Origin of the sequence: Sulfuriferula plumbiphila (genome assembly GCF_009938015.1) — a bacterium.
In the GTDB taxonomy this organism is placed as follows: domain Bacteria; phylum Pseudomonadota; class Gammaproteobacteria; order Burkholderiales; family Sulfuriferulaceae; genus Sulfuriferula; species Sulfuriferula plumbiphila.
Window position 1 is genome coordinate 139726 of the sequence record NZ_AP021884.1, and the last position, 14211, is coordinate 153936.

Annotated in this window: 14 protein-coding genes; 1 reads left to right on the forward strand and 13 read right to left on the reverse strand. The window is 60.2% G+C overall.

Translation table 11 applies throughout. The features are described 5' to 3' along the window. Window positions 1-12: 12 nt before the first annotated feature. A complete protein-coding gene (locus tag GZH91_RS18345) occupies window positions 13-402 on the forward strand; it encodes a hypothetical protein (protein WP_371860349.1) in 390 nt (129 codons plus the stop codon). A 398-nt stretch (window positions 403-800) separates the two neighbouring features. Here the strand turns inward: GZH91_RS18345 and GZH91_RS00680 are convergent, their stop codons facing one another. The 13 genes from GZH91_RS00680 to GZH91_RS00740 all read right to left on the reverse strand — a co-directional run bounded on the left by GZH91_RS00680 (window position 801) and on the right by GZH91_RS00740 (window position 14185). Continuing rightward, window positions 801-1094 (reverse strand): twin-arginine translocation signal domain-containing protein, encoded by a 294-nt coding sequence (locus tag GZH91_RS00680; RefSeq protein WP_198415350.1) that lies wholly within the window; start codon window positions 1092-1094, stop codon window positions 801-803. A 188-nt stretch (window positions 1095-1282) separates the two neighbouring features. Then, window positions 1283-2209 (reverse strand): glutathione S-transferase family protein, encoded by a 927-nt coding sequence (locus tag GZH91_RS00685; RefSeq protein ID WP_198415351.1) that lies wholly within the window; start codon window positions 2207-2209, stop codon window positions 1283-1285. Between the two features lie 87 nt (window positions 2210-2296). Next, the gene (locus GZH91_RS00690; RefSeq protein WP_147069753.1) at window positions 2297-2992 is read right to left on the reverse strand and encodes a glutathione binding-like protein; all 696 of its coding nucleotides are present in this window, start codon (window positions 2990-2992) and stop codon (window positions 2297-2299) included. 96 nt (window positions 2993-3088) lie between these two features. Beyond that, on the reverse strand, window positions 3089-3430 hold the full coding sequence (locus GZH91_RS00695) for a tetratricopeptide repeat protein (RefSeq protein WP_147069755.1): 342 nt from the start codon (window positions 3428-3430) through the stop codon (window positions 3089-3091). A 2-nt stretch (window positions 3431-3432) separates the two neighbouring features. Further along, a complete protein-coding gene (locus GZH91_RS00700; protein WP_147069756.1) occupies window positions 3433-4890 on the reverse strand; it encodes a TrkH family potassium uptake protein in 1458 nt (485 codons plus the stop codon). After that, a complete protein-coding gene (trkA, locus tag GZH91_RS00705; RefSeq protein WP_147069758.1) occupies window positions 4891-6264 on the reverse strand; it encodes a Trk system potassium transporter TrkA in 1374 nt (457 codons plus the stop codon). Then, the gene (locus tag GZH91_RS00710; RefSeq protein ID WP_147069760.1) at window positions 6261-7526 is read right to left on the reverse strand and encodes a sigma-54-dependent transcriptional regulator; all 1266 of its coding nucleotides are present in this window, start codon (window positions 7524-7526) and stop codon (window positions 6261-6263) included. The genes trkA and GZH91_RS00710 overlap by 4 nt, the downstream gene beginning before the upstream one ends. Next, window positions 7523-9655, reverse strand: a complete 2133-nt coding sequence (locus GZH91_RS00715; protein WP_147069761.1) for a sensor histidine kinase — start codon at window positions 9653-9655, stop codon at window positions 7523-7525. Before GZH91_RS00715 ends, GZH91_RS00710 begins: the two co-directional genes overlap by 4 nt. Window positions 9656-9665: 10 nt before the next feature. After that, window positions 9666-10205 (reverse strand): DUF4390 domain-containing protein, encoded by a 540-nt coding sequence (locus GZH91_RS00720; protein WP_161984127.1) that lies wholly within the window; start codon window positions 10203-10205, stop codon window positions 9666-9668. A gap of 16 nt (window positions 10206-10221) precedes the next feature. Then, window positions 10222-11499: a 16S rRNA (cytosine(967)-C(5))-methyltransferase RsmB gene (gene rsmB, locus GZH91_RS00725; RefSeq protein ID WP_147069764.1), complete on the reverse strand. Its 1278-nt coding sequence runs from the start codon at window positions 11497-11499 to the stop codon at window positions 10222-10224. Continuing rightward, window positions 11492-12163 carry a sulfite exporter TauE/SafE family protein gene (locus GZH91_RS00730; protein ID WP_147069766.1) on the reverse strand — a complete coding sequence of 224 codons (672 nt, stop codon included), beginning with the start codon at window positions 12161-12163 and terminating at the stop codon, window positions 11492-11494. Before GZH91_RS00730 ends, rsmB begins: the two co-directional genes overlap by 8 nt. Further along, the gene (locus GZH91_RS00735) at window positions 12156-13409 is read right to left on the reverse strand and encodes an AmpG family muropeptide MFS transporter (protein WP_147069768.1); all 1254 of its coding nucleotides are present in this window, start codon (window positions 13407-13409) and stop codon (window positions 12156-12158) included. The genes GZH91_RS00730 and GZH91_RS00735 overlap by 8 nt, the downstream gene beginning before the upstream one ends. After that, window positions 13406-14185, reverse strand: a complete 780-nt coding sequence (locus GZH91_RS00740; RefSeq protein ID WP_147069770.1) for an exodeoxyribonuclease III — start codon at window positions 14183-14185, stop codon at window positions 13406-13408. Before GZH91_RS00740 ends, GZH91_RS00735 begins: the two co-directional genes overlap by 4 nt. Window positions 14186-14211 lie beyond the last annotated feature (26 nt).

Genomic DNA, 14211 nt, shown 5'->3' on the forward strand with positions numbered 1-14211 from the left:
CCAGACGCCAGGTTGGCAATGCGCGGCGGCACGGCACTGCACCAGGTGCACCTGGCACCAGTGATGCGCTATTCAGAGGATATCGGCCTAGTGCTGGTCAAACCGATGCAGCCGGATGTTCTTGACCAGCACTTGCGCCGGGTGCTGAAATCCGGACTGGGCAATCCAATGCGCTCACCCGCCGCGGATACCTGGCTAGCATTCCGCAATGTGCTGCAGCCGTCCAGGATTCTGCGTACGGCATACAAATTCCGGCGAACGAGGCGCCCGGAATCCAACCGAACATCCCCGGGACGAAAAAGGCAGAGCCCCGAAGAGGAGTTCGGCCTTGAGTTTTGCAACAATGGAAATATCAATTTGAATAGGTGCAAGCAGCCCAACGGCCCATCTGGATTGCACTGACGGCTCATGGTAATTGGGATCGCGCAGGGCAATAGTGCGCCGATACGGCGGGGAGGTTTCAATGCGGAATAAGGGCGTGCACGCGTGGCAGACAAGGTGCAAATTTATGGGTTTTTGAACCCCAGGCCTGGACGTGTTAAAGACACAAAAAGACGGGTTTTCTGAACAATATGCTTCCCCCTACTGCAGTTTTATGGTTCCAGTCTCATGCGCCGTTTGCGCGACAACCGATGTTTTGGGGGAATCGCTAAAGAATCCGTATATCAGTACACCATTTAGCTACCTGCCAGCGGCGACAAGCGGCCAGAACAGGCAGGACAAAGACATGCCTGGCGAGGCTTTTCGTCACTTTGCGGGTCGGGAAGGCGTGCTGATATATTGGACGCTAATCGGCAAGCTTAGCCTTTTGGTGCGTAGGCAATACAATATCCTTGTGGGCTGATTGCACCTTCCACCACCTTGCAAGTGCCTTTTGCCTTGGCATTTTTGCCGGGTATAAACTGAATGCAGTTACTGCATTCCAGCTTCCCTTTCGGGTGGTCCTGATATTGCATGGCCGCCTTAGTCGCTTTGGCTGCAGCAGACGCTTCTTTGCTGGCGACGATGGCCGGAACGACTGCGATACTTGCCAAAAGAGCGGCACCTTTCAGGAATGAACGGCGAGAGACTTTTTTGCTATTTAAAGTGTCCAACTTAACCTCCAGTAAGAAAGAAAAGCAAACCCATAACATAAAATAGAATCCGGCATGGCATTCTACCTACAAAAATGCAGCCAATAACCAATACCAATAATATATCAGCTGTCTTGCCATTCTAATTCAGTTTGCCTTCTCCCGAAAGGCATGTCCCGCTTATCCCGATCGAGAAGGCTGCGCCGGCATCAGCAAATTGTCACGCGGTATCCAACTCGCGGAAAGTGCACGGCGACCCGCCCGCAATCCGCATGCTCCCGCGATACGGCGATCGTGTCGCGATCGACAGCGCGGACGGTTCCCGCAATGGGCTGGTCGCCGCCGTGCGTGATGGGCACTATCGTGACTTTCATGCCAGGCTTCAGACCCTGCGGATCATGCGCATCGGTTTTTTCCCCGGTTGCGGGTTCCGCCGCCTTCGCAATAGCCAATGCTTCAATGGGCGTCATGGGCGTCGATGTACCATGGCCGATCGCCTGCATGCGCTGCGCCCAGGCGTTGAGCATCGGGAACTCGGCCAGGAACTCCCGTGCCGCCGCATAGCGTTCGCGCACGAACCAGACGAGGTACCAGGCGAGCAGGTCGGGCATGCCGGGCTCGCTACCGAGCATAAAATGGTGCCCGGTCACCAGGCACGCTTCCAGCCAGCCGAGCTGAGGGCGTAGCTGGGCAAGCGTGTGTGGCAGGTCAGCGGCTTCTTTTTTGAGGTCACCCTGCGCACCCAGATAGAGCCGCGTGCGATCCGTAACAAGTGCTGGTGGCAGGCGGTCGACAACCGGTGCGAAAGCCACACGGAACGCAAGCTCGAACATCGGTCCATCGCTCCAGCGCGAGAGCGCGAAGGGCAGACCTGCATCTTTATTCGGGAAAAAGGTCGGGCTCGGCACCCGGCGCTCCAGCTCGCGCAGGATGCACTGTGTATCACAATAGATATCAGCACCGATTTGCATGACAGGAATGCGGCGGTAGCCGCCAGTCATGGCGAACAGTTCCGGCCGATCCGGCAGACGGTTGTGTTCGACAGAGCGCCAGGCGAGCTTCTTGAGGCCCATTCCGGTGCGTATCTTTTCGGATACAGGCGATGCCGGGTAGTGATGAATAATGATCTCGTTCACGGCGTTTCCTCCTTGATTTGCTGCTTATTGCTGTTGTTCGATTCGGGATGGTGGTCCCGGCACGCCCGATCAGGCACATGCATCTGTTCATCGCACCACCGCCGCTGTCTGGTCGAACAGTATCGAGCGCGAGGCATCGGATACAACTGGCTGCTCGTTGATCTCCTGCGCCAGCTGATAGGCACGTTGCACGGCCGGTCGTGCCTGGATTGTCTCGAACCAGCGCTTGAGGTGCGGGAAATCGTCAAGCTTCTGGCCCTGGCGCTGATACGGAACGACCCAGGGATAGGCCGCCATATCCGCGATAGAATAGGCGCCGGCAACGAATTCACGATCGGCCAGGCGCTTGTTCAGTACACCATAGAGACGATTGGTTTCCTTGACGTAGCGCTCTATCGCGTAGGGGATGTGTTCAGGCGCGTATTGCGCGAAATGGTGATTCTGTCCGGCCATCGGGCCGAGTCCGGCCATTTGCCAGAACAGCCATTGCATGACTTCGGTGCGCCCCCGAATATCGGCAGGCAGGAATTTGCCGGTCTTCTCCGCGAGATATTGCAGAATGGCACCGGACTCGAACAGGCTGATCGCGGTACCACCCTCTGCGGGCGCATGGTCGATGATCGCCGGGATGCGGTTATTGGGCGCGATCCTGAGAAAATCCGGCTGGAACTGATCGCCCGTGCCGATGTTCACCGGCACAATCCTGTAGGGAACACCCGACTCTTCCAGGAAGATCGTGACCTTGTGGCCATTCGGTGTCGTCCAGTAATAAACATCGATCATTTCCGCACCTCCATTTTTGTGTTGCGCGGGCAGCATTGTCTGCAGGCTGCCAGAAAAGTTGAACCCACCCTGGATATGGCGTGCCTTACGGAGCCGTTATCCCTCATCGGTTGCGCTGAGTTGTTTTTCGATGCGGTGGGCAAATACCGTCATTTCTTTCGCCGCCTGTTTGTCGCCCTTGGCTTCGGCGACGGCAATGCCGTCGCGATAGGCGGCCAGCGCTGCGGCAGGGTGGCCGGATTCGACCAGCGCACGGCCGAGCAATTTCCAGGCGGCGGAGTATTTCGGGTCCTGCACCACGGCCTGTTTCAGGTGATGTGCGGCATTGGCAGGGTCGCCGGCCTTGAGATATTCGTTGCCCAGCGAGAAGCGCAGCAGGGCGTTGTCCTTGCCTGCAGCAAGCATTTTTTCGAAGCTCAGTATAATCGGTGTGGTCATGGTTATTTGCGCCAGTAAGCCGGTGTGAATAATACCAGCAGGGTGAAAATTTCGAGTCGGCCAAGCAGCATGGCGAAGCTACAGACCCAGGTCTGGAAGCCGGTGAGTACGGCATAGGTGGTGGCCGGGCCGACCTGGTTCAAGCCCGGGCCGGCGTTGTTGATACAGGCGATGATGGCGGTGAAGGCGGAGATGAAATCCAGGCCGCTGGCGACCAGTATCAGGCTCAATAGCACCAGGCTGGTGACATACAGCATGACGAAGGCTTGTACCGCAAACACGATCTGGTTGCTGATCATGCTTTGCCTGATTTTTATCGGCAGCAGGGCGGCAGAATGGATCTGTTTTTCCAGTTCGCGCTTGCCCTGCTTGAGCATCAGCAGGACGCGAATCATCTTGATGCCGCCGCCGGTCGAGCCGGAGCTGGCGCTGACACAGCTCAGCAGCAGCATCCACAGCGGTGCGAAAATCGGCCATTTACCATAGTCGGTATTGGCGAAGCCACAGTCGGTGGCGATCGACACCAGGTTGAAGCTGACATAGCGCAGCGCCGTCCAGTAGCTGGCGTAGGTGCCGGCATGCCAGATATAAAACGCCACGCCGATACAGCTTACCCCGATGAGGCCGAGCAGAGCGGGCACTTCCGGGTCATGCAGGTAGACGCGCAGCGAACGCCCGCGCAGGGCGAGGAAGTGGGTGGCGAAATTCATCGCGGCAACCAGCATGAAGAAAATCAAAACTGCTTCAATGGCCGGCGAATCGAAATAGCCGACGCTGGCATCGTGGGTGGAAAATCCCCCCAGGCTCATCGCAGCGAAGGCGTGGCAAACCGCGTCGAACCAGCTCATGCCGGCGATTCTCAACGCGATGATGCAGGCCAGGGTAATGCCGGCATACACCAGCCACAGCGATTTGGCGGTTTGTGCGATGCGCGGGGTGAGCCTGGCGTCCTTCATCGGCCCCGGCGTTTCCGCCTTGTAGAGCTGGCGTCCGCCCACGCCCAGCAGCGGCAGGATGGCGACCGCCAGCACGATGATACCCATGCCGCCCAGCCAGTTAAGCAAGTGCCGCCACAGGTTAATGGAAGGTGGCAGTTGGTCCAGCCCGGAGAGTATTGTGGCGCCGGTGGTGGTCATGCCTGACATGGTTTCGAAATAGGCATCGGTAAACGACAGGTGAGGCATATAGAACAGCAGTGGCAGCGTGGCGAAGGCGGGCAACACCGCCCATGCCAGCGCCACCAGCAGGAAGCCGTCGCGGGTTTTCAGTTCGCGCCGCATGCTGTGTGTGGCAAGCCACAATATCAACCCGGCGGTAAAGGTGATGAGGATGGCTGCGTCGTAGGCGTGGCGGGCGGCGTCCTGGTAATAAAACGAAACCGCCAGCGGCGTCAGCATGGTGAAGGCGAACAGCAGCACGACCAGGCCGATCACGTTCAGGATGGGGAAAACGCGCAGCATTTATAAAAATCCGAAACCGACCTGGAACAGCTTTTCCACCTTGTGCACCATGCTCTTGTTGGGTACGAACAGAATGATGTGGTCTTGCGCCGCAATCAGGGTGTCGTGGTGGGCGATAATGACTTGTTCGCCGCGAATAATGGCGCCGACGGTCACTCCCTCCGGCCATTTCACATCATCCACACGGCGGCCCACCAGCCTGGAGGTTTTTGCATCGCCATGCACAACGGCTTCGAGCGCTTCCGCCGCGCCCCGCCGCAGGCTGTGCACGACGGCCATATCGCCGCGCCGCACGTGCGCGAGCAGCGGCCCGATGGTGGCCTGGGCCGGTGAAACTGCGATGTCGATCTGGCCGCCCTGCACCAGATCCACGTAGCTGGCACGGTTGATCAGCGCAATCACTTTGCGCGCGCCCATGCGCTTGGCCTGCAGCGAGGCCATGATGTTGTCCTCATCGTCGTTGGTGAGCGCGCAGAATACGTCCATGTCGTCGATGTTTTCGTCGCCGAGCAGGGTTTCGTCAGTGGCGTCGCCTACCAGGATCAGAGTGTTGTGCAGCTCGGCGGCGAGCCGCGCGCTGTTGTTTTTGTTGTGGTCAATGAGCTTGACCTGATAGTCGTTTTCCAGTGCGGCGGCGAGACGGCGACCAATATTGCCGCCGCCGGCAATCATTACCCGGCTTACTTTTTTGTCAAGGCGGCGCATTTCTTTCATCACGCTGCGAATGTTTTCGGTGGCGGCGATAAAAAATACTTCGTCGCCGGATTCGATCACCGTGCTGCCTTCCGGGAGGATGGCGCGGTTACCCCGGAAAATCGCCGCCACGCGCGCATCCAGATTCGGCAAGTGTTTGCGCATGTCGCGCAGTTCGTGTCCCACCAGCGGGCCGCCATGATAGGCGCGCACCGCGACCAGCCGCACTTTGCCGGCAGCGAAATCCAGTACCTGCAATGCATCGGGGTAGTCAATCAGGCGGCGCAGATAATTGGTGATTTCCTGCTCCGGGCTGATGGTGTAATCCACGCACAGATTTTCCGCCGAGAAGATTTGCGGGTGCTTGAGATAATCGGCTGCGCGGATGCGCGCGATCTTGGTGGGGATATTAAACAGCGCTTCAGCCAGCTTGCATGCCAGCATGTTGGTTTCATCGCTCTGCGTCACCGCCACCAGCATGTCGGCGTCTTCTGCTCCGGCTGCGCGCAGCACCGAAGGGTGTGAAGCGGAACCTACCACGGTACGCAGGTCGAGGCGGTCTTGCAGCAGGGTCAGCTTGTCCGCATCGAGATCGACGATGGTCAGGTCGTTGGCTTCAGATACCAGGTTTTCCGCCAGGGTGGCGCCGACTTGTCCGGCACCGAGAATGATGATTTTCAAAGACCTGCCTTTTTGCCGAGCTTGATGCCGAGCTGTTTTAATTTTCGATACAGATGGGTACGCTCCACCCCGGCATGCTCGGCCACGCGGCTCATGTTGCCTTGTTCCAGCGCGATCAGGCGTTCGAAATAACTGCGCTCGAAAGCATCGCGCGCCTCGCGCAGCGGCAGTTCCGCAGCGACCTCCACTGCTGCGGGCAGGGTATCGCGCGATGCCAGTGGACGCAGCGCATGCTGCACGGCTTCGGCGCTGATTTCGTCACCGTCAGCGGTCATCACCAGGGTGTGTACGATGTTATCCAGCTGCGGCAGATTACCCGGCCAGTCGGCGTTGCGCAGCGCATTCAACGCGGCGGTGCCAAACCGGCGCGGCGGTAGCTGGTTGGCTTCCACCAGCTGTGCCAGCATGTAGGCGGCGATGTCGGGAATGTCTTCACGGTGCTCGCGCAGGCTGGGCACACGGATGGTGAGCGCACCCAGTGCGTAATACAGGCGACTATCGAATTCACCCTCGGCCGCACAGCGCGACAGGTCTTCACTGCTTACGCATACCACACGCACGTTGTACTTTTCGGCGCGCTCCAGTGCCAGCGCCAGGCCTTTTTGCGCGAGTTTGCCAAGGTTGGCGACTTCCGGAATGTACAGCACCCCATCGCGCGCCTGCTGCAGCAAATCCAGCGGCGCCTCCACCAGGCGGCCGGTATCGTCCAGCTCAACCCAGTTGCTGTTGGCAGCCACCAGGAAACGTGCGCAGATGCGCGCCCCGCTGCCCGGCTCGGCCAGCAGCAGCACCGGGGTTTTCAGGTTGGCAATACGCGTGAGTTGTTCTTTCAGGTGCTGGATCAGTGCGCCGCGCCCCAGTCCGGCCAGGCTCATGCTGGGCTGGGCACGGGCTTCGCCGGGCTTCAGCACGCGCTTGATGGTGGACAGTAATTTATGCAGCGCAATGGGCTTTTCCAGAAAGTCCGCCGCGCCCAGGCGCGTGGCTTCGACTGCGGTATCAATGGTGCCGTGGCCGGACATCATCACTACCGGCATGGTGAGCTGGCCGTTGCCCGCCCACTCCTTGAGCAGGGTAATGCCGTCGGTATCGGGCATCCAGATATCCAGCAGCACCAGATCGGGGCGCACTTTGTGGCGCAATGCGCGGGCGGCACCGGCATTCTCCGCCAGACTGATGTCGTAACCTTCATCGGAAAGAATTTCCGAAAGCAGTTCACGAATACCCGGCTCGTCGTCCACTACCAGAATCTGCCCGCTCATACATTCGCCTCCATGACGGCTGCAACTGGCAGGCGGATATGCACGCTGGCCCCGTGGGGCCTGATGTTCTCGATGCGAATCATGCCGTGATGTTCCTCGATAATTTTCTTGACAATAGCCAGCCCCAGACCGGTGCCCTTGGGTTTGGTGGTGGCGTAGGGCTCAAACAGACGCTCCATGAGCGCAGGCGGAAACCCCGGTCCATTATCCATAATGGTTAGCTGGACGCCGCTTTCGGTCTGTGCGGTAGATAATACAATATGCGGTTCGGGTGAATCGGCCAGTGCGTCCTGGGCATTCTGCAGCAAATTGTGGATGACCTGGCGCAACAGCTTGCGATCCCCCGATACCTGCGGCAAATCCGTCGCCAGATCAAGCGTCATGCCAGGCGCCGGTTCATACAGGCTCAGCACCTCGCGCACCAGCGCATTAAGCTCTATCGCCTCCAGCTGCACGGCTGGCGTGCGCGCATATTCGGCAAAGGCGTTGACCATTTCTTTCATCGCCGATACCTGGTTGACGATGGTCTGGGTGGAACGGGTGAGGGTCTCCGCGTCGGCGGGCGCCAGCTTGGCGGCAAACTTGTGCTGGATGCGCTCGGCGGAGAGCTGGATCGGCGTCAGCGGATTTTTGATCTCGTGCGCCAGACGCCGCGCCACCTCGCCCCATGCGGCATCGCGCTGCGCCTTGATAAGATGGGTAATGTCATCGAACACCAGTACATAGCCGTTATCCACCCCGCTCGGCAGATGGGTGCCGTGCGCCAGCAGAGTGCGCTTGTTGCCATCCGCACCGTATTCAATCTGCTGGCGCCAGCTGACGTCGCCATGCAGCTTGAACTGTGCGGCAATCGCGCCGGCAAATTCGGCCAGCGCAGGCGTCCGGCTACCCCATTGATATAGTTGCACACCACGCAACGTGCCCGTCGTCACGTCGAGTATCTGCTCGGCCAGCGGGTTGATGCTGCGCACCTGCAATTGCTCGTCGAACGCGACCACGCCCGAGGTCAGGTTGGCGAGAATGTTTTCCAGATAGGCATGCGATTTTTCGATCTGCTCGCGGCTCACTTCAGCGGCATTGCGTGCTTCGGCCAGTTGGCGCGTCATGCGGTTGAACGACTGGGTCAGGATGCCCAGTTCGTCGCGGCTGTGCACCGGATGCATCTGCGTGAAATCTCCTTTGGCAACGGCGCGTGTGCCCTTGGCCAGGGCGCGCAGCGGTGCGGCCATCTGTTCGCTGATGAGAAACGCCAGCGCCACCGTTGCCAGCAGCGCCAGCAGCATGGCCAGCGTCAGCGTCAGCCCATACAGGCGTTTCAAACCCAGCCGCGACAGCGACAACTCCTGATAATCCTGATATGCCGTGCGCACTGCTTCGGCGTCCTCGGCCAGCTTGGGCGGCACCGGCTGCATCAGCTGCAACACGCGGATATTTTCGGTGAACGACAGCAGATTGACCGGCACCACCACGCGCACAAACAGGCCCCGATTGGGGATGGATTCGATGCGCGAGTAAGGCTGCTGCTGGCGTACCTGCCACAGAATGGTGTTGCCGGGAATCATTGGCAGCATCCCGGCGCGCTCGTTGCCGGCAAAGGCGATAATTTTGCCCCGCTCGCTGAACAGGGTGGCCTCCTGTACCCCGGACTGCTCGCGCAGGTTGTTCAGCAAGTGGATGTGTGCGGCGGGTGGCTGGTCAGCCAGCGCCAGCGCCATGGATTCGGCCTTTTTGGTGAGCTCGCGCTGCAGGTTGTCGAGCACCGCCTGCCCCAGGTTGAGACCGCTGCCCAGTGCATTGTCCACGCGCACATCAAACCAGGATTCGATACTCTTGGACAAGAATTGCACTGACACACCATACACCACCGCGCCCGGCAGCAGCGCCATCAGGCCAAATACCAGCATCAGCCGCACGGTGAGCTTGGCACCAAACACGCCATGTTTGATCTTGCGGCGCAGCTGCACTACCTGGTAGCCAACCAGCACCAGCAACGCCGCTACCAGCGCGCCCGTTACCGCCAGCAGATACGGGAAATTGCGCGCGAACAGCTCGGTATTGGCGCTGGCGCTGGAGAGCAGATAAACCAGCACGGCACCAACGCCGAACCCGAGCAGGACCAGGTACTTCATCTACTGCTGCTCACGGCGACATGCTCCACACAAACGGCGCGGATTCAAGATCCCACTTGCGCGAGCTGATGGCATTGATTTGCAGCGGCTTGGGCAACTGCGACACATCCATGCGCATACTCAGGCTGGCCACATAGCTGTAGCGCCTGTATAGCAAGCGCCGGTCCAGCACGGGCCAGGCGCTGATTTCACCCAGCGCAGCGAGCGCATCATCGAGCGTGTCAAAGCTGAGCTGTTGCGAACCCGCTGCAAGCAAGTACTGGCGTAACAGCGGATTGTAGGTCAGGCGGGTGTTGCGGGTGACTTTGGCGATTTCTTCGTTGAACCAGTACCAGCGCCGGCGCTGGAATTCGAATTCGGTAATGAAATTGAGCGCGATGCCTTTTTTGACAGCTTCTTCCAGCGTGGCGCCGAGTGTTATGGTCAGCTGCGCATTGAGCTGATACACCTCGTCCACCAGCTTGAGTTCGGCGGACCTGATCTGGATGCCCTCGCTCGCCGCGCGCGCGGCGGGTGCGAACAGGGTGAGTTGCATGAACAGCGCCAGCATTGCCGGCGCCAACCAGCTAATTCTTGGCAAGCAGCGCATAAAAAAAACCGTCGTGTTGGTCATTGGGCAGCAGCTGGCCGGGGTTGATCCATTCGCCTGCCAAGCTCAGCTGGCGCGCATTTTCATGCCGGTCAAGAAAGGCATCCACCAGGCGCTGATTTTCTTCAGGAAAAATGGAACAGGTTGCGTACAGCAATTTACCACCGCGCGCCAGACACCGCCAGAGCGCAGGCAGCATGGCGGCTTGCTGTGCCGCAAAATGCGCAATATCGTGCGGGCGCCGCAGCCATTTGATGTCCGGGTGGCGGCGCACCACGCCCGAGGCCGAACACGGCACATCGGCGAGAATGCGCTCGAACGGCCGGCCATCCCACCAGGTGTCGGGTTGTGCGGCGTCACCGCTGGCAAGCGTGGCCTTGAGCTGCAAGCGTTCGAGGTTTTCGCGCACCCGCTCCAGGCGGCCTGTGTCGCTATCCAGCGCGGTGAGCGCCACATCCGCGGTTTCCAGAATATGTCCGGTCTTGCCGCCCGGCGCAGCACAGGCATCCAGCACGCGCTGACCGTCGTGCAAATCCAGCAGCAGCGCGGCAAGCTGCGCGCCGGCATCCTGCACCGACACCCGTCCGGACGCAAAGCCTGGCAGTTGCGCCACAGCAATCGGGTGTGCCAGTTGCAGTGCGAATTCGCCGGTTTGCGTGGCTTCCACCCCCGCATCCCGCAGCAGTTCCAGGTACGCTGCGGTGCTGCCGTGGTGCTGATTCACCCGCAGCGTCATCGGCGCATGCCGGTTGCCCGCTGCCAGCGCCGCTTGCCAGTGTTCCGGGTAGGCGACGCGCAGCCTGTCTATCCACCACTGCGGGTAATTCCAGCGCACACTTTCTTTCTGGACCAGCGTGGCAGTGAGCGCATCGGCCTGCCGCAGGTAATTGCGCAACACGCCATTGACCAGTCCGCGCGCCCACGGCTGGATCGCGGCGGCGGCTTCAACTGCTTCGTTGACCACGGTATGCGTCGCATCCGGACGGACGCGCAGCTGGCGCAACGCCACCACCAGCAGCGCGGCGACCACGCTATCCTTGAGCGGGTTACTCAGCAGCGCATCCCGCAGCGCCGCCAGCAACGCATACTCGCGCAAACTGCCGTAGCTGATGTCCTGCACTGTGGCGCGCCCCGCTACAGGCTGCTGCGCCAACACGTGATTGAGGTTCTGGCCTTTGTGCACCACGGCATCTAGTGCACAAGCTGCGCGTTTCAATAACTGGCGCAACGGGGGTTGATGGATGGGCTCAGACATGCAAAATCAGCCGGGTTAATCCCCACACCCCAAATGCCGCCACCAGCAGTCCGGCTGCCAGCCGCACGCCCGGCTTGCGGGTAAGCGTTTGCAGGCGCCGGGCGAACAAGCCCATCGTCAACAGATTGGGCAAGGTACCCGCGCCAAACGCCAGCATCAGCAGCGCGCCGTGTGCGGCACTGCCGGTGGACAGCGCCGAGATCAGCACCGAATATACCAGTCCGCACGGCAACCAGCCCCACACTGCGCCAGTGAAAAACGCCTGCGGCAGAGTACGCACCGGGATGAAGCGCTTCATCAGCGGTTGCAGCCGCGCCCACACCGCGCTACCCACGCGTTCCAGCGCCAGCACCGCGCGTGACAACCCGGCCAGATACAGGCCGAGCAGGATCAGCATGATATTGGCCGCGACATAAAGCACACGCCCGGCAGGCATGAAACCTTCCAGCAATAAAGTGCTCGCTCCCACTGCCCCGGCAATTGTCCCTGCCAGCGCGTAGCTGGCTATGCGCCCGGAATTGTAGGCCAGCAGCATCGGCACGGCTGGGCGGCCAGCGGGCGATGACAGCGACAGGGCCGTGACAATCCCGCCGCACATGCCCACGCAGTGCACCCCGCCCAACAGGCCGACCAGGAATACCGAGAGGTAGGAAATTTCAGGCATTGGCTGGCTCCGTCCACCCCTTGAAGCGTCGCAACAGCCACAAACCCGGTAACGCCATGAGCGTGCAGGTCAGAAAAAATAGCGACCAGCCCATGCTTTCCGCCATCCATCCGGTAGGGGCGGACAGAATCACCCGCGGCACGCCCATCAGGCTCGACAGCAGCGCGTACTGGGTGGCGGTGAAACGCTTGTCGGTCATCGCCCCCATGAAGCCGACAAACGCTGCCGTGCCCAGCCCGCCGGTGAAATTCTCCACCGCGACCACCGTCGCCAGCCCGGTAAGGTGAGGGCCCAGGTGTGCCAGCAGGACAAAGCCGAACGTGGACAGCATTTGCAGGATGCCGAATGTCCACAACGCCCGGTACATACCCAGGCGCAATATCCAGATGCCGCCCAAAGTGCCGCCGAGGATGGTGGCCCAGAAGCCGAACAGCTTGACCACCGCGCCAATCTCGGTCTTGGTGAAACCGAGATCCAGATAAAACGGCGTGGAAATGGCAGTGGCGAGGGTGTCGCCGAGCTTGTAGAACAGAATGAAGGCGAGGATCAGCCACGCTTCCTCGCGCTTGAAAAATTCCACGAAAGGTTCAATTACCGCGCTTTTCAGCGTGCGTGGCGCGCCTGGGGGCAGCGTCGGCTCACGCGCCAGCAGCGTGGTGATGATGCCCACTCCCATGAACGCTGCCATGACTTGGTACATTACCGGGAAGCTCAGCAGGTCGGCCAGAATCAGTCCGCCGCCGCCCGCCAGCAGCATGCCGATGCGGTAGCCGTTGACGAACAGCGCCGAACCGAAGCCCAGTTCCAGGTCACGCAGGCTTTCGCGCCGGTAGGCGTCGACCACGATGTCCTGCGACGCGGAAAAGAACGTCACCAGCAGCGCTGCCAGCGCGACGCCCCACAGATTGGTCGCCGGGTTGGACCAGCTCAAGCCCACCAGCGCCGCTGCCAGAATCGCCTGCATCAGCAGCAGCCAGCCGCGTCGCCGCCCGAACAGCGGCAGGGTGAAACGGTCGAACAGCGGCGCCCACAGGAACTTCAGCGTATACGGCAGCCCGATCAGCGACGCCGCGCCGATGGCGGCCAGACTCACTCCGGAATCTTTCAGCCATGCCTGCAATACCGAACTGGTGAGCAGCAGCGGCAGCCCGGAGGTAAAGCCCATTACCAGCGCCACCAGCATGCGGCCACTGAAAATGGACCTGAATGTTTCCCGCCAGCCGGACTTCGGTATGGGCTGGGTCATTGCCAGGGTTCGTAGTCGATGATGAGGGGAGCGTGGTCGGAAAAGCGCGTGTCCTTATACACGCTGGCGGCGCGCGCCCGGGCGGCGATGCCGGGAGTGGCAATCTGGTAATCAATGCGCCAGCCGACGTTGTTGGCCCAGGCCTGGCCACGGTTGCTCCACCAGGTGTAGGCGTCACCGGTGGCATCCGGACATAGTGCACGGTGCACATCCACAAAACCGAGTTCGTCCTGAACCTTGCTCATCCAGGCACGCTCTTCAGGCAAAAAGCCGGAATTTTTCTGGTTGGATTTCCAGTTTTTCAGATCCACTTCTTTGTGAGCGATGTTCCAGTCGCCGCACAGGATGACTTCGCGCCCGCAGTTTTTGAGCTCGGCAAGGCGCGGGTAAAACCGCTCCAGGAAGCTGAATTTGACCTGCTGGCGCTCGGCGGAGCTGGAACCGGATGGCAAGTACAGCGAAATGATGCTCAAATTGCCGAACTGCGCTTCAATGTAGCGCCCTTCGGCGTCAATGTCGGCGATGCCCAGGCCTTCGATCACCGCATCAGGCTGTTTTTTGGCATAGATGCCGACACCGCTGTAACCTTTCTTTTCCGCATAATGGAAGTAGCCGTAGAAGCCGTCTGGCTGGAGCATTTCGCGGCGCATGTCGGTCATCTGTGCTTTCAGTTCCTGCACGCACACCATGTCGGCGTTTTGCGTGGCAAGCCAGTCGAAGAAACCCTTGCTGGCGGCGGAGCGGATACCGTTGAGGTTGGCGGTTATAATGCGCACTGTTTATTTTCCAGAATTAACGAGCC